At 70.5% G+C, this 20,761-nt stretch carries 20 protein-coding genes; 13 read left to right on the forward strand and 7 right to left on the reverse strand.

What is annotated here, in order from left to right; genetic code table 11:
• Positions 1–786 precede the first annotated feature (786 nt).
• The gene (locus LRA98_RS08130; RefSeq protein WP_443134945.1) at positions 787–2,148 is read left to right on the forward strand and encodes an ethylbenzene dehydrogenase-related protein; all 1,362 of its coding nucleotides are present in this window, start codon (positions 787–789) and stop codon (positions 2,146–2,148) included.
• A gap of 27 nt (positions 2,149–2,175) precedes the next feature.
• On the opposite strand, the gene LRA98_RS08135 is transcribed toward LRA98_RS08130, so the two are convergent.
• On the reverse strand, positions 2,176–2,721 hold the full coding sequence (locus LRA98_RS08135) for an HNH endonuclease (RefSeq protein ID WP_238633262.1): 546 nt from the start codon (positions 2,719–2,721) through the stop codon (positions 2,176–2,178).
• Positions 2,722–3,023: 302 nt separating this feature from the next.
• Here LRA98_RS08135 and LRA98_RS08140 point away from each other — a divergent pair, with 302 nt between their 5' ends.
• The 8 genes from LRA98_RS08140 (at position 3,024) to LRA98_RS08175 (ending at position 11,410) form a co-directional block, all read left to right on the forward strand.
• The gene (locus LRA98_RS08140; RefSeq protein ID WP_201173189.1) at positions 3,024–4,163 is read left to right on the forward strand and encodes a Re/Si-specific NAD(P)(+) transhydrogenase subunit alpha; all 1,140 of its coding nucleotides are present in this window, start codon (positions 3,024–3,026) and stop codon (positions 4,161–4,163) included.
• Positions 4,160–4,459 carry an NAD(P) transhydrogenase subunit alpha gene (locus LRA98_RS08145; protein WP_274519903.1) on the forward strand — a complete coding sequence of 100 codons (300 nt, stop codon included), beginning with the start codon at positions 4,160–4,162 and terminating at the stop codon, positions 4,457–4,459. Before LRA98_RS08140 ends, LRA98_RS08145 begins: the two co-directional genes overlap by 4 nt.
• Before the next feature lie 2 nt (positions 4,460–4,461).
• Positions 4,462–5,856: an NAD(P)(+) transhydrogenase (Re/Si-specific) subunit beta gene (locus LRA98_RS08150; protein ID WP_201173179.1), complete on the forward strand. Its 1,395-nt coding sequence runs from the start codon at positions 4,462–4,464 to the stop codon at positions 5,854–5,856.
• Positions 5,857–5,890: 34 nt separating this feature from the next.
• Complete coding sequence (locus LRA98_RS08155) at positions 5,891–6,448, forward strand: TIGR02444 family protein (RefSeq protein WP_201173178.1); 558 nt, start codon at positions 5,891–5,893, stop codon at positions 6,446–6,448.
• Positions 6,439–7,377: an ATP-dependent zinc protease family protein gene (locus LRA98_RS08160; RefSeq protein ID WP_201173177.1), complete on the forward strand. Its 939-nt coding sequence runs from the start codon at positions 6,439–6,441 to the stop codon at positions 7,375–7,377. Before LRA98_RS08155 ends, LRA98_RS08160 begins: the two co-directional genes overlap by 10 nt.
• A gap of 47 nt (positions 7,378–7,424) precedes the next feature.
• Positions 7,425–8,942 (forward strand): inactive transglutaminase family protein, encoded by a 1,518-nt coding sequence (locus LRA98_RS08165; RefSeq protein WP_238633261.1) that lies wholly within the window; start codon positions 7,425–7,427, stop codon positions 8,940–8,942.
• Positions 8,939–9,898, forward strand: coding sequence for an alpha-L-glutamate ligase-like protein (locus LRA98_RS08170; protein ID WP_201173168.1), 960 nt, complete (start codon positions 8,939–8,941; stop codon positions 9,896–9,898). Before LRA98_RS08165 ends, LRA98_RS08170 begins: the two co-directional genes overlap by 4 nt.
• Positions 9,899–9,970: 72 nt before the next feature.
• On the forward strand, positions 9,971–11,410 hold the full coding sequence (locus LRA98_RS08175) for a sodium/glutamate symporter (RefSeq protein ID WP_238633260.1): 1,440 nt from the start codon (positions 9,971–9,973) through the stop codon (positions 11,408–11,410).
• Between the two features lie 28 nt (positions 11,411–11,438).
• Here the strand turns inward: LRA98_RS08175 and LRA98_RS08180 are convergent, their stop codons facing one another.
• Entirely contained in the window at positions 11,439–12,023 is a 585-nt protein-coding gene (locus LRA98_RS08180) for a DNA-J related domain-containing protein (protein WP_238633259.1), read from the reverse strand.
• Between LRA98_RS08180 and LRA98_RS08185 the strand changes: the two genes are divergently transcribed.
• Positions 11,983–14,277 (forward strand): primosomal protein N', encoded by a 2,295-nt coding sequence (locus LRA98_RS08185; RefSeq protein WP_238633258.1) that lies wholly within the window; start codon positions 11,983–11,985, stop codon positions 14,275–14,277. The genes LRA98_RS08180 and LRA98_RS08185 overlap by 41 nt on opposite strands.
• A gap of 32 nt (positions 14,278–14,309) precedes the next feature.
• Positions 14,310–15,119, forward strand: coding sequence for an ElyC/SanA/YdcF family protein (locus LRA98_RS08190; RefSeq protein ID WP_238633257.1), 810 nt, complete (start codon positions 14,310–14,312; stop codon positions 15,117–15,119).
• A gap of 16 nt (positions 15,120–15,135) precedes the next feature.
• Here LRA98_RS08190 and rfaH read toward each other — a convergent pair whose 3' ends face one another.
• Positions 15,136–15,666, reverse strand: a complete 531-nt coding sequence (gene rfaH / locus LRA98_RS08195; RefSeq protein WP_238633256.1) for a transcription/translation regulatory transformer protein RfaH — start codon at positions 15,664–15,666, stop codon at positions 15,136–15,138.
• Between the two features lie 50 nt (positions 15,667–15,716).
• Complete coding sequence (locus LRA98_RS08200) at positions 15,717–15,974, reverse strand: zinc-finger domain-containing protein (protein ID WP_207189725.1); 258 nt, start codon at positions 15,972–15,974, stop codon at positions 15,717–15,719.
• Between the two features lie 91 nt (positions 15,975–16,065).
• On the opposite strand from LRA98_RS08200, the gene LRA98_RS08205 reads away from it, so the two are divergent.
• Entirely contained in the window at positions 16,066–16,878 is an 813-nt protein-coding gene (locus LRA98_RS08205; RefSeq protein ID WP_201173156.1) for a hypothetical protein, read from the forward strand.
• A gap of 19 nt (positions 16,879–16,897) precedes the next feature.
• Here LRA98_RS08205 and LRA98_RS08210 read toward each other — a convergent pair whose 3' ends face one another.
• Positions 16,898–17,332: a DUF2721 domain-containing protein gene (locus tag LRA98_RS08210; protein ID WP_201173155.1), complete on the reverse strand. Its 435-nt coding sequence runs from the start codon at positions 17,330–17,332 to the stop codon at positions 16,898–16,900.
• 143 nt (positions 17,333–17,475) lie between these two features.
• On the opposite strand from LRA98_RS08210, the gene hldE reads away from it, so the two are divergent.
• Positions 17,476–18,909: a bifunctional D-glycero-beta-D-manno-heptose-7-phosphate kinase/D-glycero-beta-D-manno-heptose 1-phosphate adenylyltransferase HldE gene (hldE, locus tag LRA98_RS08215; RefSeq protein ID WP_238633255.1), complete on the forward strand. Its 1,434-nt coding sequence runs from the start codon at positions 17,476–17,478 to the stop codon at positions 18,907–18,909.
• Here the strand turns inward: hldE and LRA98_RS08220 are convergent.
• Positions 18,906–20,000: a glycosyltransferase family 9 protein gene (locus LRA98_RS08220; protein WP_238633254.1), complete on the reverse strand. Its 1,095-nt coding sequence runs from the start codon at positions 19,998–20,000 to the stop codon at positions 18,906–18,908. The genes hldE and LRA98_RS08220 overlap by 4 nt on opposite strands.
• 8 nt (positions 20,001–20,008) lie before the next feature.
• A complete protein-coding gene (locus LRA98_RS08225) occupies positions 20,009–20,737 on the reverse strand; it encodes a 3-deoxy-D-manno-octulosonic acid kinase (protein WP_238633253.1) in 729 nt (242 codons plus the stop codon).
• Between the last annotated feature and the right edge of the window lie 24 nt (positions 20,738–20,761).

A 20,761-nucleotide genomic window follows, 5' to 3' on the forward strand; every position in this document is an offset into this window, starting at 1 on the left:
AAGGACGACCGGCGCCTGGTGGAGATGGCCGAGAGCCTGACCCGAGTCGGCTACCGGGTCCTGGTGCCCGAGGTGGAGGGGCTGCGCGAGCTGCGCTGGGGGCCGGAGAATCGCGATGACGTCGCCGATGCGGTCCGCCATATGGCCAACCGCGAGGCGAGTCGCGGGCTGCCCCTGGGGGTGAGCACCCTGAGCCTGATGAGCGGTCCGGTGCTGCTCGCCACCGCCGACGACGAGCTGCGCCGGCGCGTGGAGTTCGTCGCCCTGATCGGTGGGTACTACGATCTTGAGGCGTGGCTGCGCTACATCACCACCGGGTACGACGCTTTGGCCGACGCCCAGGATGACCCAGCGCCACGGGCGGAGAGCCGCTGGGTTCTCCTCCAGGCACTGGCCAGCCGGGTGGACGGGGATGACCGGGAGTGGCTGCAGCGTATCGCCGAACGCCGGCTGGATGACCCAGAGTCGGACATCGGCGCCGAGCGCGCGGCGCTGGGCGAGGAGGCGGCCGCCCTGGTGGATCTGCTCGCCAATGACGACCCCCAGGCCTTCGATGACTACTTGGAGCAGATCCCGGCCGCTTACCGCGATGCCCTGGAGGAGCTGGACCCGTCCCGTCGGGATTGGTCGGACTACCACCCGGAGCTGCTGTTGGTCCACGGCACCAACGACCGGGTGGTGCCCTTCTCCCACAGCGAGGCACTGGAGGCGGCGGCGCCGGAGGCCCACCTCTACCGCAGCGCTGGTCTCGCCCACGTGGAGCTGGAGGGCGGTCTGTTCGACAGCGTGCGGCTGTGGCGGGCGGCCTCGGCGCTGCTCGACGTCCGCCTGGAACCGGACCGGCCCCTGGCCGAGGATGCGCAGCGTAACGTCTATATCCCGCCGCGCGGCGAGCTCGAGCGCACCTTGCGGGTGGGGGCCGTCTACAACGACGAGGCCATCCAGATCCGCTACGAGTTCGCCACCGAGGCGCCGTCCTGGTATCACCAGTACTGGGTCTACGAGGTGGAGGGGCGCGGCAGCGGTGGCGAGTGGGTCCGCTACGGGAGTGGGGGTCCGGAACCCGACGAGCACGGCCTCTACGAGGACCGCATCTCCATGCTCTTGGACGACGGGGACGTCGGGCTCGACCGCTACGGCGGATTCATGACCGCCCACGAGGGTATGCGCGGGCTCACCGGCGCCGCCGGGGCCGACGAGGTACGGGCCCACCCCCACCTGGGCGAGACCCTGGGGCGCTCGGACGTGCGCAAGTACATCCCCCAGTCGCGCGAGGACGGTGACGGCGCCGCCGACTGGGCGGCCGTGCGGGATGAGGCGGAGCTTGAGGCGATGCGCGAGCGCGGTGAGTTCCTCGACCTGTGGCAGTGGCGTGCCCACCGCTCCCATCCCCTGGGTTACGCCGACAACGGCTACGTCCTCGAGTACCGCCACAGCTCTGCGGGACGCGGCATGTTCACCGACAACTGGGACGACCAGGCGGAGCAGCCGCGCTGGATGTACGACCCCGACGAGGCCGGCTTCCGTGCCCTGGACCGCGAGCGGTTGTTCGCGGGTGACTACGACCAGGACGACCTTTACTACCTGAGCGAGGGGCACGCCACCGATTTCGACCCCGACCACCCCTGGGAGGACGGGGACGTTCTGCCGCAGCGTTTCCTGCAGGAGCCGGACGGCAGCCGCGGGGCGATCCGGGCCGACGGTGGCTATGAGGACGGCGCCTGGCGAGTTCGCCTGACCCGCTCGCTAGAGGCGCCGGACCCCACAGACAGCCACGCCCTGGAGCCCGGTGAGGTCTACGACGTGGCCTTCGCCGTCCACGAGGGCGTGGGGCAGCGCTGGCACCGGGTCTCGATGCCGCACACGCTTGCCCTGGCCGGGGAGGCGGGCGACGCCCCGGAGGCCGACATCGTGGCCACTTACACGGAGGGCGATCTGGACGAGGCCGAGGTGGCGTGGGCCGATATCGGACTGATCTACCCGGGGCAGATGACCTGGGACTGGCTCATCGACCGGGGCCGCGGCGGTCACCCAGGCGCGGGGCATGTGCTCGGTGGCGAGGACGCCATCGGCGACGAGCACCGGCTGCCGCAGCTCCAGGACTACCTGCTCTACGAGGAGCGCCGGCGCATCGAGCGCTCCGAATAGGCCGCCTCGGAGAAGGGCGCTGCTGGGCTACGGCTCGCGCACCCGCAGCGGGCTGCGCCGCGGGAAGTGCGAGCGCAGGAACTCCATCTGGTCGGCAAGGATGCGCCGGCCCTGCAGGTAGACATACTCGGCGTGGGTGGGCGTGAATGGCACCGCCAGCAACTCCATGCCCGCGGCCTCCGGGGTCCGGTCGCTCTTGTGGTTGTTGCAGCGCTTGCAGGCGGTGACCACGTTGTTCCAGGTGTTGGCGCCGCCGCGGCTGACCGGGGTGACGTGATCGCGGGAGAGTTCGGAGGAACGGAAGCGCCTGCCGCAGTAAAGGCAGAGGTGGGCGTCGCGGCGGAACAGGGTCGGATTGTTGAGCGGGGGCGTGTAGCCCGGTCGACCCTTGAGCGATGCCTGTCGGGTTCCCTCGGTGGCGATGATCGAGTTCAGGTCAAGGTACGATCGTCGCCCGGTGGCCGAGTTGAACCCGCCTCGGACCCGGTAGAGTGTACTGCCGCAGGCGTAGGCGACCTGGCCGAGGTGGTAGTAGCGGACCGCCTCCTCGAAGCCGACCCACTCCAGCGGCATGCCGGATATATCGGTTCGCAGTATGCGATGTTCGAGCACTGCCCACCCCCGTGTCAGGCATTGGGCTTGCCCTCTTATAGCCGGTTGGCACGCCTCTTGACAACAGTCGGTGGGCGGGGTTGCGGTTTTGCCGCACCGCGGCACCGCTTCACACCCCGTGGCCGATTCGCTAGCATCTGCCCGTTCGGCTGGGCGCGCGGCGGTATCCGTGCGCCGTGATCCGGGCCCGGGTCGAGGCCCGTCCGGACAGTCGTCACGAACAATCCAACGGCTAACAACTGCCGCAAACGGGGGATCAAACCATGGCCATCAAGGTTGCCGTGCCGAAGGAGACCCGGCCCGGCGAGCGGCGTGTCGCGCTCGTCCCTGGGGTCCTGAAGCAGTTCGGCAAACTCGGCGTCGAGCTGCTCCTGGAGACGGGAGCGGGTGAGGGCGCCGGGTTCGATGATGCCGATTACGAAGCCGGCGGTGTTCGCATCGTCCAGTCCCGTGACGAGCTGCTCAAGGAGGCCGATGTCCTGCTCAGCGTGCAGCCGCTGAGCGTCAAGGAGACCGGCCAGGTGAAGGAAGGAGCGGTGCTCATCAGCTTCCTGACGCCCCACGAGGGCGACGAGCGGATCCAGACGCTGTGCAAGCGGAAGGTCACCTCCTTCGCTATGGAGCTCGTCCCGCGGATCACCCGGGCCCAGTCCATCGACGCCCTCTCCTCCCAGGCGGCTGCCGCCGGCTATAAGGCCGCGCTGATCGCCGCCGAGCGTTCCCCGCGTTTCTTCCCGATGCTCACCACCGCCGCCGGGACCATCCGTCCGGCCAAGGCCGTGGTGGTCGGTGCCGGTGTGGCTGGCCTGCAGGCCATTGCCACCTGCCGCCGCCTCGGCGCCCAGGTCGAGGGCTACGACGTGCGCCCCGAGACCAAGGAACAGGTCGAGTCGCTCGGTGCCAAGTTCATCGACACCGGGGTCTCGGCCGTGGGCGAGGGCGGCTATGCCCGCGAGCTCACCGCCGAGGAGCAGCAACAGCAGGCCGAGGTGCTGGCCAACCATGTCGCCAACGCCCATGTGGTGGTGACCACGGCCGCCATCCCGGGCCGCCCGGCGCCGAAGATCATCGACAAGGCGACGGTCGAGCGCATGGGCGGTGGCACGGTGATTGTCGACATGGCCGCCGAGACCGGCGGCAACTGCGAGGTCACCAAGGCCGGCAAGGACGTCACCCACAACGGGGTTCTGGTGGTCGGGCCGAAGAATCTCCCCGCCAGCGTCGCCGTCCACACCAGCGAGATGTACAGCAAGAACCTGTACAACCTGCTGACGCTGATGGTTCAGGATGGTGACCTGACTCTCAACTGGGACGACCAGGTGATCGCGGATACCTGTCTGACCCACGACGGCCAGGTTCGCCACGGGGCCACCCGGGAGCGCCTGGAAGGAGGTAAGTCATGATCGAGGTCGGCGGGTTCGTCGCACTCTATGTCTTCATGCTCGCAGCGGTGGCCGGTTACGAGGTCATCACCCGGGTGCCGGTCATCCTGCACACGCCGCTGATGTCCGGCTCGAACTTCATCCACGGCATCGTCGTCGTCGGCGCCATGGTCGCCCTCGGCGTCGCCGAGACGCCGCTGGAGCAGGCCATCGGCTTTGTCGCCGTGCTGCTCGGCGCTGCCAACGCCGTCGGCGGCTACGTCGTCACCGAGCGGATGCTCGATATGTTCAAGAGCAGTAAGAAGGAGGACGGCTGAACATGAGTGTCGTAGTCCAACTCAGTTACTTCGTCGCCTCCATCCTGTTCATCTTCGGCCTGAAGGCCATGAGCTCGCCGGTGACGGCGCGCAAGGGCGTGATGTGGGCCGGTGTCGGCATGGTCGTGGCCACGGTGGCCACCTTCGCCCACCCGAGCGTGGGGATGGAGAACATCTCCCTGATCCTGATCGCCATCGTCCTTGGCGGCGCCTTCGCCTGGTACACGGCGCTCAAGGTGCAGATGACCGAGATGCCGCAGATGGTGGCGGTCTACAACGGCCTCGGTGGCGGTTCCGCCGGTGCCATCGCCGCGGTCTCCCTGCTCCAGGGCGCGCGAGCGGACGAGGGCTCGGTGGCCGCGGCCATGGGCTCCGACGCGGCGGCACTCGGCCTGCTCGGTGCGGTGATCGGCTCGGTGGCCTTCTCCGGCTCCATGATCGCCTGGGCCAAGCTGGATGATCGCCTGAAGAAGTCGACCCTGGTCGAGAACCACCAGTGGTGGAACGTGGCTCTGGCCGCGGCGACCCTGCTGCTGGCGATCTGGGTGTTCAATACCGGCTCCGGCTTCCCGATTCTGCTGTTCTTCATCGCCGCACTGGCGCTGGGCATCTTCATCACCGTGCCCATCGGCGGTGCCGACATGCCCGTGGTCATCTCCCTGTTCAACGCCCTGACCGGCCTGGCCGTGGGCTTCAAGGGGTACGTCCTGGGCAACCTGGCGCTGATCATCGCCGGTACGGTGGTCGGCGCCGCCGGCATGCTGCTGACCCTGCTCATGGCCAAGGCCATGAACCGTTCGCTGCTGAACATCCTGTTCAGCGGCTTCGGAGCCGCTCCGGCCGCCGCCGAGTCGGAGGCCGAGGGCGAGATGAAGGAGGTCGGTCCCGCCGACGGCGCCTACATGATGGGGTACGCCGACCGGGTGATCATCGTCCCGGGCTATGGCCTGGCCGTGGCGCAGGCCCAGCATAAGCTCTGGGAGATGGTCGAGCTGCTGCAAAAGCACGACGTGGACGTCAAGTTCGCCATCCACCCGGTGGCCGGCCGCATGCCGGGCCACATGAACGTGCTCCTCGCCGAGGCCGGCGTGCCCTACGACATGATCTACGACATGGATGAGATCAACGAGGAGTTCGAGGACACCGACGTGGTGCTGATCATCGGCGCCAACGACGTGGTCAACCCGGCCGCCCGGGAGGACGAGGGCAGCGCCATCTACGGCATGCCGATCCTCAACGTGGACTACGCCGACCAGGTTCTCGTGGTCAAGCGTGGTCGCGGGGCCGGCTTCTCCGGTGTGGAGAACAAGCTGTTCTTCCGCGACAATACCCGCATGGTCTTCGGCGACGCCCAGAAGGTCGTCTCCGAAATGGTCCAGACCGTCAAGGGTATGTAAGCCGGCTGCGGCCGGTCTGCTGGAGGCAACGGGTTTGCTGGATGAGTCCGAGCGGCTTTGGCGCTTCGCCGAGGATATCTACGCCAGGCCGGGCGTCGAAGCCGCCTGCCTCAAGCTTCAGGCCCGCTACGGGCTGTCCATTTCGCTCCTGCTGGCCGCCGTCTGGAGCGGTCTGCAGGGGCGGGGGCGGCTCGGGGTCTCCAGTGCCGAAGGTGCCATCCGCCGGGGCCAGGAGTGGGATCGAGAGGTCATCGACCCGCTCCGGGCCCTGCGGCGCCACCTTAAGCTGCATCCGCCCCGCGATCTGGCGGATGACAACCACGAGCTTCGCAAGCAGCTGATCGCCGCCGAGCTCCGCGCCGAGGCGATTGAGCAGAAGCTTTTCCTGCAAGACCTGCCCACGGACCTTCCCGCCGCCCCGGAGGGCGAGCGCTGGCGCGACGCCGCGTGGAATGCCGGCGTGGTCGTACGACGCAAGTGCCCGACCTGCGACCCGGAGGCGGTTTCGGCCATCGCGCGGATCCTCTGCGAGGCGTGCGAGGGGCTCGGGAACGAAACTGCGACGGAAGAGGTCCGACGGGTATGGCCCTGATCAACCTGCCGCGTGCCGCCCTGCTGGCGGTGGGCGGCGCCCTGTTGCTGGCCGGCTGTACGGCCCCGGATCACCTGCTCATCGAGAAGGCCGAGACGGAACGTTTCGAGCAGCGCTTCGACAGCGTCGACGAGCGTCTGGAGGCCCTGGCCGAGGCCCAGGAGCGATCCCGTGAGCTGGCGCGCGAGGCGCAGCTGGCGCGCATCGCCGGCGCCATGGAGGCGCAGACGGCGAACCGCTGGCTGGTGCCGCTGCGCCCCGTCGATCCAGGCGACCCCGAGTGCTCGGACGAGCCGGCCTGTCCCGACGATCAGTTGCGCCCGGGTCAGGAGCTCAGTGCCGACGGCATGCTCGTCTTTGGCGAGATCGAGGAGCTGCAACTGGATCCGCCGGGGCTGCTGTTCGATGCCCGGATCGATACCGGTGCCTCCACCTCGTCGGTGGACGCCCGCGAGATCGAGGAATTCGAGCGGGATGGCGAGCCGTGGGTCCGTTTCCAGATGCTCAACCCGGACGGCGATGGCCGGATCGCCATCGAGCGCCCCAAGGCGCGCAGCGCCACCATCGTTCAGGCCTCCGGGCGGGAGTCACGGCCGGTCGTGGAGTTGCACGTGACCATCGGCCGGTTCTCGGAGACGGCCGAGTTCACCCTGACCGACCGCAGCCACCTGACCTACCCGGTGCTGATCGGCCGCGATGTGCTGCGCGATGTGGCGGTGGTCGACGTCGGCCTGAAGCGTGCCACCGAACCCGTGACCCCGGATGACGAGGATCTCGACGCCATCGATGCCGATGACCATGTCGAGGAAATTGTCGAGGAAGACGACGAGGATCCGGGGGAGGACGGGGACGATGACGACAAGGACGATCAAGACAACGACACGGATGGCGACGAGCAGGAGGCGGACGACGATGACGGGGACGAGTAGACGGGCCGGGCGGCCCGCCACTGCGTGAGGGGGCCGGGGGAGCGACCATGACGGCCCGGAGGCTCTTCTTCGCGCTGGTGGCGCTGCTGATCGTTGTCGGGACCGCTACCGCGGCGTGGCGCTACATCGACACCGGCGTGCCGTTCCTGCCCGGTGCCCAGAAGCCGGTCTGGCTGGTCGAGGCGCGGATCGACTTCGAGGCCCAGGGCGACTCCGTGCTGGTCAGTTTCAACGTCCCCGACCGTCCACCGGGGTTCGAACTCTCGCTCGAGCACACCGCCTCCCCCGGTTACGGCTTCTCCACCGTCGAACAGGACGGCGTGGTCCGCGGCGAGTGGACCATCGCCGAGGCCGAGGGCGATCAGACCCTCTACTACAAGGTCCACGCCACCCCGGATGGCTCAGACCACCGCGACCGGACGGTGGACCAGGCACCGGGTGAACCGGCCTCGCCGACCTGGTCCGGTGCGGAGGAGACCGCCGCGGAGCAGATCCTCGAGCGTGCCCAGGAGACCTCCGCCAGTCCGCAGAGTCTGGCGCGCCAGCTGATCTACGCCTTCGGGACCGGCCGGGACGGTGCCGCTGACCTGCTCCTCGACAACTACGATCGCGCCGTGGTCATCGAGCGGCTGCTCCACCACGCCGGCGTCCCGGCGCGCACCTCGCTGGCCCTGGAGTTGGAGGACGGGCGGCGCAACCAGACGCCGGTGCAGATGGTGGAGATCTTCGTCGACGACCACTGGCTACCCTTCAACCCGGTGACCGGGCAGCAGGGCATCGACGACGATGTGCTGCTCTGGCACCGGGGCGGGGCCTCGCTCATCGATCTCTTCGGCGGGCAGAATGCGCGCGTGGCCTTCTCCATGAACCGCCAGAACGTGCCGGCCGAGCAGCTGGCGCGGATGGAGGAGGGGGGTGGCGTGATGAGCGTGCTCAGCGTGCATCAGCTGCCCATCGAGCAGCAGACCGCCTTCAAGCTGCTCCTGCTGCTCCCGCTGGGCGCGCTGGTGACCGTCTTCCTGCGCATCATCGTCGGCATCCGTACCTCGGGGACGTTCATGCCGGTGCTCATCGCCCTGGCCTTCCTGCAGACAGAGCTGGTCGCCGGGCTGATCAGCTTCGTGGGCATCGTCGCCCTGGGCCTGCTGCTGCGCGGCTACCTATCGCGGCTCAACCTGCTGCTGGTGGCCCGGATCGCCACCGTGATCGTGATCGTGGTCTTCATGATTGGCCTGATGAGCCTGCTCGGCTATCAGCTCGGGTTCGCCACCGGCATGACCCTGGCCTTTTTCCCGATCATCATCATCGCCTGGACCATCGAGCGCATGTCCATCCTCTGGGAGGAGGAGGGGGCCCGCGAGGTCCTCACCCAGGGCACCGGCAGTCTGGTCGTGGCGCTGGCCGCGTACCTGCTCATGAGCCGCCCGCTGGCCGAGCACCTGACCTTCAACTTCCCCGAACTGAATCTGGTGGTGGTCGCGCTGATCATGCTCATGGGGCAGTACACCGGCTACCGGCTGGTCGAGCTCAAGCGCTTCAGCGCCTTCCGGGAGGCCTCGGGATGATCCTCCGCCACTGGCGCACGGCCCGGCGCCTGCGGCAGGCGGGGATCCTCGGGATGAACCGGCGCAATGTCCACTACATCGGCCAATACAACGACCGGCGGCTGTACCCGCTGGTCGACGACAAGCTGCGCACCAAGCTGCTGGCCGAGGAGCATGGGGTCGGCACCCCGTCGCTGCGCTTCACCATCCGTCACCAGCACGAGGTCCGCGATCTGGCCGGGCGCCTGCAGGGGGTAGACGAGTTCGTCATCAAGCCGGCCAAGGGGGCGGGCGGCAAGGGGATCCTGGTGGTGACCGGGCGCCGCGGCGACCGCTTCCTGACCGGCGGCGAGCGTGAGCTCTCGCTCGAGGATCTGCAGCGCCACGTCTCCAACACGCTGGCCGGGCTGCACTCGCTGGCTGGCATGCCGGATACCGCGGTGTTCGAGGATCGCATCCGCCTCGATCCCCGGTTCGAGGCCCTCTCCTACGAGGGCATCCCGGATATCCGCGTCCTGGTCTTCCTCGGCTATCCGGTGATGGCCATGCTGCGCCTGTCCACCAAGGACTCCCAGGGCAAGGCCAACCTCCACCAGGGGGCGGTGGGCGTTGGCCTGGACATCGCTACCGGCCGGTGTGCCCACGCGGTGCAGTACGACCAGCGCGTCTACCAGCACCCGGACACCGGGGTGACGCTCGACGACATCGACATCCCCGATTGGCGCTCGCTGCTGGAGCTTGCCGCGCGGTGCCAAGAGATGAGCGGCCTCGGTTACCTGGGGGCTGATCTGGTTCTGGACCGGGATCGGGGCCCGCAGCTGCTGGAACTCAACGCCCGCCCCGGCCTGTCGGTGCAGATCGCCAACGGCTGCGGGTTGCTGCCGCGCCTGGGGGCCATTGAGGCCCTGGAAAGCCGGCACGCCACCGCCGAGGCGCGCGTCGGCTGGGCCATGGAGCAGTTCGCCGTCGGCACCTGAGGCGACGCCCTCTGGCCCCGAAGGCCGAAGCGCCAGTACGATGCGCCTCGTGTTCATTGGGGGTGAGTGACCATGGCTGTTGCCGAGATCCTGATCGCCATCTTGGTGCTCTGCCTGCTGGTACTGGCCAGCTCGGTCCTGCGCGCCTACACGCTGTGGGCGCGGCGGCTGTTCCTGCCGGCGTCGATCATCGCCGGTGCCGTGGCGCTGCTGCTCGGCCCGGAGGTGCTGGGCCGGTTCATCGGCAGCCCCTTCGAGGACGGCGCGGGGCTGTTCCCGGACTACGTCTACGACACCTGGTCGGCCATCCCCGGATTGTTGATCAGCGTCGTCTTCGCCGCCCTCTTTCTCGGCAAGCCGCTGCCGGGGCTGCGCGAGATCTGGCTGCGCGCCGGCCCCCAGGTCGTGGTCGGGCAGACCATGGCGTGGGGGCAGTACGTGGTGGGCATCCTGCTGGCTTTGCTGGTGCTGACGCCGGTCTTCGGCCTGAGTCCGATGGCCGGGGCGCTGATCGAGATCGGCTTCGAGGGCGGCCACGGCACGGCCGCCGGCATGGCCGGTACCTTCGAGGATCTCGGCTTCCCCGCCGGGGCCGATCTGGCCCTAGGGCTGGCCACCGTAGGCCTGGTCGGCGGCGTCGTGGTCGGCACCATCCTGATCAACCTGGCGGTGCGTCGGGGGATCATCGATCACCCGGAGAATGCCCAGGGGCCCGGTAGCGCCCAGGAGCGCTTCAGCGACCGTGAACTCCACCTCCTGCGCCGCGACCGCCAGCAGGAGAGCCAGACCACTGATCCGCTCACCGTCCACCTGGGCCTGGTCGCCCTGGCCGTGGTGCTGGGCTGGGGGATGCTCTCGGCGCTGCAGTGGCTCGAGGCGGTCACCTGGGCGCGTGACAGCGGGGTGGAGATCCTCCAGCACGTGCCGTTGTTCCCGATGGCCATGCTCGGCGGCGTGCTGCTGCAGGTGTTCATCATCCGCTCCGGCTATGCCGAATATGTGTCGGAGCGGAGCATGTCGCGGATCTCCGGCACGGCGCTGGACTTCACCATTGTCGCCGCCCTGGCCACCCTGTCGCTGACCGCCCTAGGCGAGCATCTGGTGCCCTTCCTGCTGTTGGCCGCAACGGGCATCGCCTGGTCGTTGTTCGTGCTGGTGGTGATCGCTCCACGCGTCATCCCCTTCGACTGGTTCGAGCGTGGTGTGGGTGACTTCGGTCAGTCCATGGGCGTGACGGTTACCGGCGTGCTGCTCATGCGCATGGCCGACCCCAACAACCGTTCCGGCGCCCTGGAGAGCTTCGGCTACAAGCAGCTGCTCTTCGAGCCCATCGTCGGCGGGGGGCTGTTCACCGCGGCGTCGGTGCCGCTGATCTACCAGTTCGGGCCGGTCCCGGTGCTGATCCTCGCGGCCGTGGTCACCACCGCGTGGCTGGCCCTGGGCTTCCTGTACTTCGGGCGCATGGTGCCGGACGGCGGGCGCGGCCGGCTGCGGCCGGCGGCGCGGGGCTGATCCCATGGACCGGGCGCCGCGGTGCGTCTCAGCGGGCCATCAGGCGCTGGTAGGCGTCGTTGATCCGCTGCAGGGTCGCGGTATCGCCGCCCCGGTCCGGATGGTGACGCATGGCCAGGCGCCTGTAGCGGCGCCGGATCTCCGCCGGCGGGGCTCCCGGGGCGAGGCCCAGCTCGGCGAGGTCCGCCGCCCGGTCGCCCGCGCCCAGGGCCCGGCACAGGCCGTCGGCGATCAGCCGCTCCACCGCGGCGTTGTCCATGCCCTCCAGGTTGCCCGGGTCGAGGTAGAAGGCGGCCAACGGGTCGGCGCCGATCAGCGCGCGCTCGGCCGCAGCGCGCCCGGGCAGCCGGTGCAGCCGGATGCACAGGCAGTGGATCTCCAACCCCAGGCCGGCCTCGGCCAGTGCCGGGCGCAATCGGTAGAGGGCGTGGAAGAGCAGGAAGTGGGCGCGGTAGAGCGCCGCCGGCTCGCCGCGCCCCTCGCGCGTGAACAGCGGATGCCCGTCGGCGGCGAGCCGGTCCATCAGGGTCATCTCGGTCACGCCCTCGGGATGGGCGTGGAGGATGGGCTCGATGGCGGCCTGCAGCTCGGCGATGGCGGTCTCCGGCTCCATGGCTGACGACTCTAGCGCGCGCCCGGACGCCGGTCACCCCTGTGCAGCGGGGTTGCCGCCGGTTCTGCGGGTGGCGGTGCCCCGCCCGCTGCAGGAGGCGCTGGATTACCGCCCGCCGTCCGGCGCCTGGCCGGATGACCCCGTCGGCTGTCGGGTCGAGGTGCCGCTCGGCCGCAGTCGCGCCGTGGGCATCGTCGTGGAGGTGTGCCGGGGCTCCGAGGTGCCGGCAGCGAGGCTGCGTGCCGCCACCGCCTGGGTGGATGAGCGGCCGCTGCTCGACGCCGAACTGCTGGAGACGCTCACCTGGGCGGCGCGCTACTACCGCTACCCGCTGGGCACAGCCCTGGCCACCGGGCTGCCGGGCCCGCTGCGCCAGGGCCGCCCGGCACGGCGGGCGGTGGCCTGTTGGCGCCTGGACGAGCGGCTGCGTGAGGATGATGCCCCGGTGCGCCGGGCCCCGCGCCAGGCGGAGCTGCGTCGCCGCCTGGTGGAGGCCGGCGGTGCCGCGCCCTGTGCCACGCTGGTGGCGGAGCAGCCTGCCTGGCAGCGGGCCGGGCGCCTCATGGAGCGGGCCGGCCTGCTCCATCGCGAGTACCACCCGGCCGAGCGCGGGGCCGAGACGGTGCCGGCGCCCCGCCCGGGGCCAGAGCTTGACGCCGATCAGCAGCGCGCCCTGGCCGCGATCCTGGATACCGAGGGGTACGCCGCCTTCCTGCTCGAGGGGGTGACCGGCAGCGGTAAGACCGAGGTCTATCTGCAGGCCGCAGCCCGGGCGCTGGCCTCGGGGCGGCAGGTGCTGATCCTGGTCCCCGAGATCGGACTCGCCCCGCAGTTCCTTGAGCGTCTGCGCGAGCGCCTGCGCGGCTCGGTGGTGGTGCTCCACTCCGGGCTGTCCGGCGCCGACCGCGCCGAGGCCTGGCTGGCCGCCCGGGACGGCGACGCGGCGGTGATCCTCGGCACCCGCTCGGCCATCTTCACGCCGCTCCCGCGTCCGGGGCTGATCGTCGTCGACGAGGAGCACGACCCCTCGTTGGCACAGCAGGAGGGGTTCCGCTACTCGGCGCGGGACCTGGCGGTTCTGCGGGCCCGCACCCTGGATGTGCCGGTCGTGCTCGGCTCGGCTACGCCCTCGTTGGAGTCTCTGCACAATGCGCGGGCCGGTCGCTACACCCACCTGCGCCTGCCGCATCGGGCGGGCGAGGCCCGTGCCCCGAGTGTGCAGCTGGTCGATATCCGCAGCCGCCGTCTGGTTGGAGGGATTTCCGCACCGCTGCAGGAGGCGTTGCGCCGGCACCTGGACGCTGGCTCGCAGGCGCTGCTGTTCCTCAACCGGCGCGGCTACGCCCCGGTGCTTACCTGCCACGCCTGCGGCTGGGTGGCCGAATGCCACCGCTGTGATGCGCGGCTGACCTACCACCGCAGCCGCGGCCAGCTGCGCTGCCACCACTGCGGATACAGCGCGCGCCTGCCGGCGGCCTGCCCGGATTGCGGTGCGGCGGATCTGCGCCCGCTGGGGCCCGGAACCGAGCGCCTTGAGGAGGCGCTCACGGAGCTCTTCCCCGGCGTGGGGCAGCTGCGCATCGACCGCGACACCACCCGGCGCCGCGGCGAGCTCGAGGCCCATCTTGCGGCCGCTCACCGGGGCGACGCCCAGTTGCTGATCGGTACGCAGATGCTGGCCAAGGGGCACCACCTGCCGGCGGTGACCCTGGTGGCGGTGATCGATGTGGATCAGGGGCTGTTCGGCGCAGACTTCCGGGCCACCGAGCGGTTGGCGCAGCTTGTGGTGCAGGTGGCCGGCCGCGCCGGGCGCGGCGATCAGCCCGGCGAGGTGCTGCTGCAGACCCGTCATCCGGAGCATCCGCTGCTGCGGGTTCTGCTCGAGCGGGGCTATCCCGCCTTCGCCGAGGCCCACCTGGCCGAGCGCCACGCCGCCGGCCTGCCGCCTTACGCCGCGCTGGCTCTTTTGCGTGCCGAGTCGGTGAATGCCGACGCACCGTACCTTTTCCTTGAGTCGGCGGCCCAGTATGGTCGAAGCCGGGTCGGTGCGGACGGCGGGGTGGAGCTGCTCGGCCCGGTGCCGGCGCCCATGGAGCGGCGCGAGGGTCGGCACCGGGCGCAGTTGATGATCCGCGCCGAGCGGCGGGTCGATCTGCAGCGTTTTCTGGTGAGTTGGAGCGGCGGGCTCGGCAGCCTGGAAGGGGCCCGCCAGGTCCGCTGGTCGCTGGATGTGGACCCGGTAGAGATGGTCTGAGTCCCGGTGTAGAGGACAGGGAGGGGTGACTCGTGTTCGTGATCAGCAAGCTCGCCGGGGCGGTCCTGATGCCCCTGAGCCTCCTGGTGCTGGCCGGCATCGTCGGCCTGGTCCTGCTCTTCACCCGCTACTGGCGCTGGGGTCGGGGGGTGCTGATCGTCACCGTGGCGGCGCTCTATCTAGCCAGCTGGGAACCGACCGCCAGCCGTTTGCTCGCCCCGCTGGAGCAGCGCTACCCGGCGCTGCTTGATCCGGCCGGGATCGCCGAGGGCGAGGAGGCGCCGGTGACCGACATCGTCGTCCTCGGCCACGGCCACCGGCTCGATCCGCAGCTGCCGGCCACCGCGCAGGCCAACGCCGACGGCGTTACCCGGGTCCTCGAAGGAGTGCGCCTCCAGCGCCACTTTCCGCAGAGCACCCTCTGGCTGACCGGCGGTGCGGTGCGCGGCGATACCCCCAACTCGGCGGTGCTCCACCGTCTGATGGGCGAGGTTGGCCTCGACGCCGGCGCTGTCGAGCGCCTGGCCGAGCCCCGCAATACCGCCGAAGAGGCCCGGGCGATGGCCGAGCGGCTCGGCGATGAGGCCGGGTCGATCATCCTGGTCACCGAGGCCTCGCACATGCCGCGGGCCATGGGCCTGTTCCGGGGGCAGGGGCTCAAGCCGATCCCCGCCCCGACGCGCCACCGTGTGCGCGAACGGGAGCCCGGCGCGGAGGCCCATCCGGGCCACGGGTTGCGTCCCTCGGTACACGCGCTGCACATGACCGAGCGCGCCTTCCACGAGTACCTGGGGATCGCCTGGGGGCGGATCCGCGGGGAGATCCGCGCCGCGGAACGCTGACGCGGCTCCGGACGGCTCAGGCGCGCTCGACCTGGTGCTGGGAGACGGTCAGCGTGGTGTGCTGCCCGGCCACGTCGAGAAGGATCATGACCCGCTCCTCGCTGCGCGAGGCACGGAAGATCCCCTCGTAGGACTGGAATGGGCCGTCGAGCACGCGCACCCGCTCGCCGGGCTGCAGGGGCTCGGGGGCCAGGTCGCAGTGGCCGTCCTCGATGCGCTGCCGGATGGTTTCCACCAGCCCGTCCGGCACGCGGGCCGGCCAGGTGCCGAAGCGCACCAGCCCGTTCACGCCGGTGGTCGAGCGGATCGGGCTCCAGTCCTCGACCCCTGCGGCCAGACGGATGAACAGGTAGCGCGGGAACATCGGCTCGACGACGGTCTGATACCGCCGCTGGCGCCGACGCCGGAACCGCGCCATGGGCAGGAAGCAGCGATAGCCCTGGTGATCCAGGTTCCACCAGGCCCGCTCCTCCTGCCTAGGCTTGCTGTAGACGAGATACCAGGCGTCCGAACGCCCGAAGTCCTCGACGAGATCTTCCGCCTGCATGGTGTGCACTCCGCCCTGATCCGCGCCGACCGGCCGCCGGGCCGTAGGGGTTATTTCCACTCCCGCTGACCGCCGATCTCGACGGCGAGCCGGTCGTCATCCTTGAGGACGTAAGTGGCACCGCAATAGGGGCAGATCATGCTGCCGGTCTCGTGGACGGGCAGGTAGACCCGCGGATGGGAGTTCCACAGGTACATGCCGGGCAGCGGGCAGCAGACCGGCAGGTCCCGGGCGGTGACCTCATAGCGGTTCGCCGCGTTCGGCTGTACCAGGTCTGTGCGATCGTGGGTCTGGGGATCCGGCACCATGCTCTCCCGCTTGGCTGCTGATCGTGATGCCGATTGTAACCGAGGCAGGCACCACGTAGGCTATTGCCTACAGTCCACCCGGGTCTGCCTCGTGAGTCAAGAGACACCGCCCCCGAATCGCATCCAGCTGCTCCGTACCCAGCTCTGGGCGTGGGCCGGCGAAACCGGCTACCGCGAGGCGGTGCGCATCGGCGCGCCGCGCTCCCGCGAGGCGGTGCCGGTGGTGGACCTGGTCCACGAGGAGCCGCCGGTGGCCCTGGCCACCCTGCTTGGCCTGCTCGAGCAGGACCGCTTCGAGGCCCCGGTGCTGCTCATCGAGCGGGGCCTGGACCGGGCCGGCACGCCGTTCCTCCACCACGAGAACGCCACCGCGGCCCTAGGGGCGGCGTGCGCGGCCCTGCACGCGCGCAGGATCGCTGGCGCGGGAACGGGCCCCGAGCTGCTCGGTGATCTGCTCGGCGTCTGGCTGATCGGCGCTGTGGCCGACTTCCCCGAGGCCCACGAAGCCTATCTGCGCGACCTGGCCCGGGGCATGGGTCCGGCGATGGTCCCCCAGGGGTGGGCGGGCACGCTCCTCCACGCCAGCCCCGCCGCCAGCGACGCGCGCGAGAGCCTGGTGGTGAACCTGATCCACGAGGCCGTGGTCGAGCGCGCCCCCGGTGCCACGCTGCGCACGGTCGGGCACGCCCTGTCGGTGCTCGACGCAGCCGGCGAGGCGGATCACGCCGTGGCCTGGCGCCGGGCGCTGGCCTTCGTGATCGGCGCCGAGCTCCACCACCACCCGGCCGGCCGCTTGTACTCGGAGTACCACGCCCACCTTGAGGCACCGGCCAGCCGCCACCGCCGCGCCGTGCTGTTCATCCAGCAGGAGGCCATCCCGGCCTACCACTCGGTCGGCGATTGATCCCGCACTCGGCGGACGGTCAACGCCCTTCCTCGTCGTGACGGTTCTCCAGGTCCCGCAGCTGCACGTGCAGGGCCCCCACCGAGATCTGCAGCTCGCGCAGGGACAGCCCCAGCGAGGCGAGCATCAGGATCAGACTGATGGTGAAGAGCACCTTGCCTAGCAGCATCGATCCGGCGAACAGGACCAGCATGCACAGGACGCAGAAGAACAGGCTGGCCACTCCGGCGACCTGCATGTTGCGGATGAGCAGCACGCGCTTGCGCAGGTTCTCGATCTGGGTGCGCAGGCACACGTCGTGGGTGGAGCGGTACTTGGATTCCAGGTCGCGGATCAGCGAGGCCAGCCCCATGAAGCGGTTGGTGTAGGCGAGCAGGAGCAGCGAGATGGCGGGGAAGAGCAGTGCCGGCGTGGACAGGGTCAGTTCGGCGGTTGGCTCGGGTGCCTGGAACATCCGCGGGCCCTCCGGTCAGGGTGGCTGAGACCCCATGATACGGACACGCGCCACGGCTGCCACCTCGTCGCGCCGGCTTCTGTCGGCTCCGGCGCCGCGGCTATAATCCCCGACCCGTTCTTCGACAGGATGCCCGCTCGCCCATGAATCTCCCGCTGCCCGGCTTCCGCGATGTCCGGGTCGTCGTCGCCGGCGACCTGATGCTCGACCGCTACTGGCACGGGGCCACCCAGCGCATCTCGCCGGAAGCGCCGGTGCCCGTGGTGCGGGTCGATGACGCCGAGGAGCGCCCGGGCGGTGCGGCCAACGTGGCGCTCAACGTGGCCGCCCTCGGCGGCGCGGCGCAAGTGATCGGCCCCACCGGCAGCGACGAGGCCGCCGACCGGTTGGCGCAGTTGCTCGAGGCCGCCGGCGTCGGCCAGCGCTTCCACCGCATTCCCGGCGCCGACACCATCACCAAGTTGCGCGTGATCAGCCGCCATCAGCAGCTGATCCGTCTCGACTTCGAGCGCGGTTTCCCCGGCTTTGATCGCGCCGCCATGCTGGCGCTGCTTGAGCCGGTGCTGACCGACACCGCGGTGGTGGTGCTCTCGGATTACGCCAAGGGGGCCCTGCCCGATCCGGCCGGGTTGATCGACGCCGCCCGCCGCGCTGGGCGGCCGGTGCTGGTCGATCCCAAGGGGGCGGATTACCGTCGTTACCGCGGCGCCACTCTGCTCACGCCCAACCTGGCGGAATTCGAGGCGGTGGTTGGGCCCTGCGCGGACGGCGACGAGATCGCCCGGCGCGCGGCGATGGTGGCGGCAGAGCTGGAGCTCGAGGCGCTGTTGGTCACCCGGGGCGAGGCGGGGATGACCCTGGCTCCGCGGGAGGGCGCTCCGGTGCACCTGCCGACCCGGGCGCGGGAGGTCTTCGATGTCACCGGCGCCGGCGATACCGTGATCGCGACCCTGGCCGCCGCGCTGGGTGCCGGGGTGGACCTCGCCGATGCCGCCGCCCTGGCCAACCTGGCCGCCGGCGTGGTGGTGGGCAAGCTGGGCACGGCCACGGTCACTCCGGCGGAGCTGGAGGCCGCGATGGGCGGCGCGGGCGGCCAAGCAGCGGGCGCCGGTGTGGTCGACGAGCCAGGTCTGCTCGCCGCCGTCCGGCAGGCCCGGGCGGCTGGAGAGCGCATTGTGATGACCAACGGCTGCTTCGATCTGCTGCACGCCGGCCACGTCGACTACCTGCAGCGGGCCCGCCGGCGGGGCGAGCGGCTGGTGGTGGCCGTCAACGACGACGCGTCGGTGGCGCGGCTCAAGGGGGCGGAGCGGCCGGTCACTCCGCTGGAGCAGCGCATGGCGGTGCTCGCCGGCCTGGATGCGGTGGACTGGGTGGTGCCGTTCAGCGAGGACACCCCGGCGCGGCTGATCGAGGTCGTGCTGCCGGATCTGCTGGTCAAGGGCGGGGACTACCGGCCTGAGCAGATCGCCGGCCACGACGCCGTGGTCGCCGCCGGCGGTGCCGTGGAGGTCTTGCCCCTGCTCGCCGGCGCGTCGACCACGGAGCTGATCGCTCGCATCCGCGGCCGCGGCTAGCCGTCCGCCGCGCTGCCCCGGCGTGGTACGCCGTGGTCGGCCAGGGCCGCATCCAGCCGTTCGACCACGTCGGCCACGCTGATCCAGTCCATGGCCTCGGGGTTGCGCACCCGGCGCCCCCAGCGGACCGATTCCACCGGCCGGCCGAGTTCGGCCTTGAGCGCCTCCGGGTAGCGGTTGGCGACGTATTCGAGGTTCAGGTAGGGGCCGGTACGCTGCGGGTTCGAGGTCGCGTAGAGCCCCACCACCGGCACCCCGCTGGCGTTGGCCAGGTGGAGCGGGCCGGAGTCCGGGCCGACGAACGCAGTGGCCTGCTGCAGGACGGCCAGCAGCCCCTTCAGCGATGTCCGGCCGACCAGGTCGGCCACCGGCGCGCTGGTGGCGGCGGCGATGGCATCGGCGTACTCCCGCTCCAGCGCGGTGGGGCCGCCGGTCAGCGCCAGCGCCAGGCCGTACTCCTGGGAGGCGTACTCGGCCACCGCCGCATATTGGGTGGCCGACCAGTTGCGGAAGTTGCGCGCACGGATCGAGCTGCACGGGCTGATCGCCAGGAAGGGGCGGGCGGGCAGCCGGCCGGCCACCTCCGCCTCGGCCTCGGCGGGTACCGGCAGATCCCAGCGCAGGGTGCGTGCATCCAGCCCGGCTGCCTGCAGGAACTGGAAGAAGCCGTCCAGGACGTGGACCCGCGCCGGCCCCGGGATGGGGCGGTGGGTGAACCACCGCTGGCCATTACGGGCGCGCGGCCGATCGAAACCGATTCGGGTGTCGGCCCGGATCGCCGTCGAGAGCAGGTTGGCCCGCCACGACGCCTGCATGTGTAACAGCACGTCGAAATGCCGGTCCGCCAGCTCCTCGCGCAGCTTGCGCACGGCGCCAAAGAGCCCGTCACCCTTGTCAACGACGATGAACTCCACCCCCGGCAGGTCGCCGACCAGGCGGTACTCCGTCTTGCCGACGACCCAGGTGATGGCGGTCTCCGGCCAGTGTTCGCGGAGCGTGTGCACCACCGGGGCCACATGGCTGCAGTCGCCGATGGCCGACAGGCGCAGCAGACAGATCGAGCGGGGGGGTGTGGATGGGTCTTGGGGCATCGCTGAGCTTACTCCTCGAGCGCGTTGTGCCAGCCCTGACGCAGGGCGGCCAGATGGCTTGCCGGCACCGGCGCCACGGCGGCGTCGTTGCGCGCGATCTTGGCCAGGCTGCGCTGCAGTCGGGCGAGGTTGCGCTCGGCCCAGCGGCCGGCGCGGGGGCGCAGTCGGGCCCGGTCCAGATCGATGACGTGGGTGGTGCCGTCGGTGGTGAGCAGGATGTTGTGGGCGTTGAGGTCGGCGTGATCCAGGCCGCGCCGGTGCAGTCGGCCGATGCAGGCGCCGATGGCGCACCAGCGCTCGGCCGGCAGTGGTCCGTGGCGCAGCGTCTCGGTGAGGGTGGCCGCCGGCAGCCGCTCGAGCAGGATCTCGGCGCGGTAGCACGGTCCGGCCATGCGCACACGGGCGGCCAGCGGGGCGGGCACGGGGAAGCCCTCGTCGTGGAGCCGGGCGAGCAGCCACCACTCGCGCCAGGGGCGCGATGCGTGGAGCCGGCCCCGGGCATAGCAGTCGCCGAGCAACGGGCCGAGGAGCCCACCCCGGCGATAGGGCCGCAGCACGGCCGGGATCCCGCCGACCTCCAGGAAACAGGCGCTGCCGCGACCGCCGCCGGGGCGTCCGCTGAGCCGACCGGCGCGCGCCAGGGCCTCCGGTTCGAAGAGCGCGGCGTCCGGCGCCGGTAAGCGGTCAGCATCGTAGAGGATGTACTGGGGGCCTTGGCGCGTCTGTTGCGGGTCCATGGCCGCCTACTCTGCCATACCGAG

The organism is Halorhodospira sp. M38, from assembly GCF_022227985.1.
Taxonomy (GTDB): domain Bacteria; phylum Pseudomonadota; class Gammaproteobacteria; order Nitrococcales; family Halorhodospiraceae; genus Halorhodospira; species Halorhodospira halophila_A.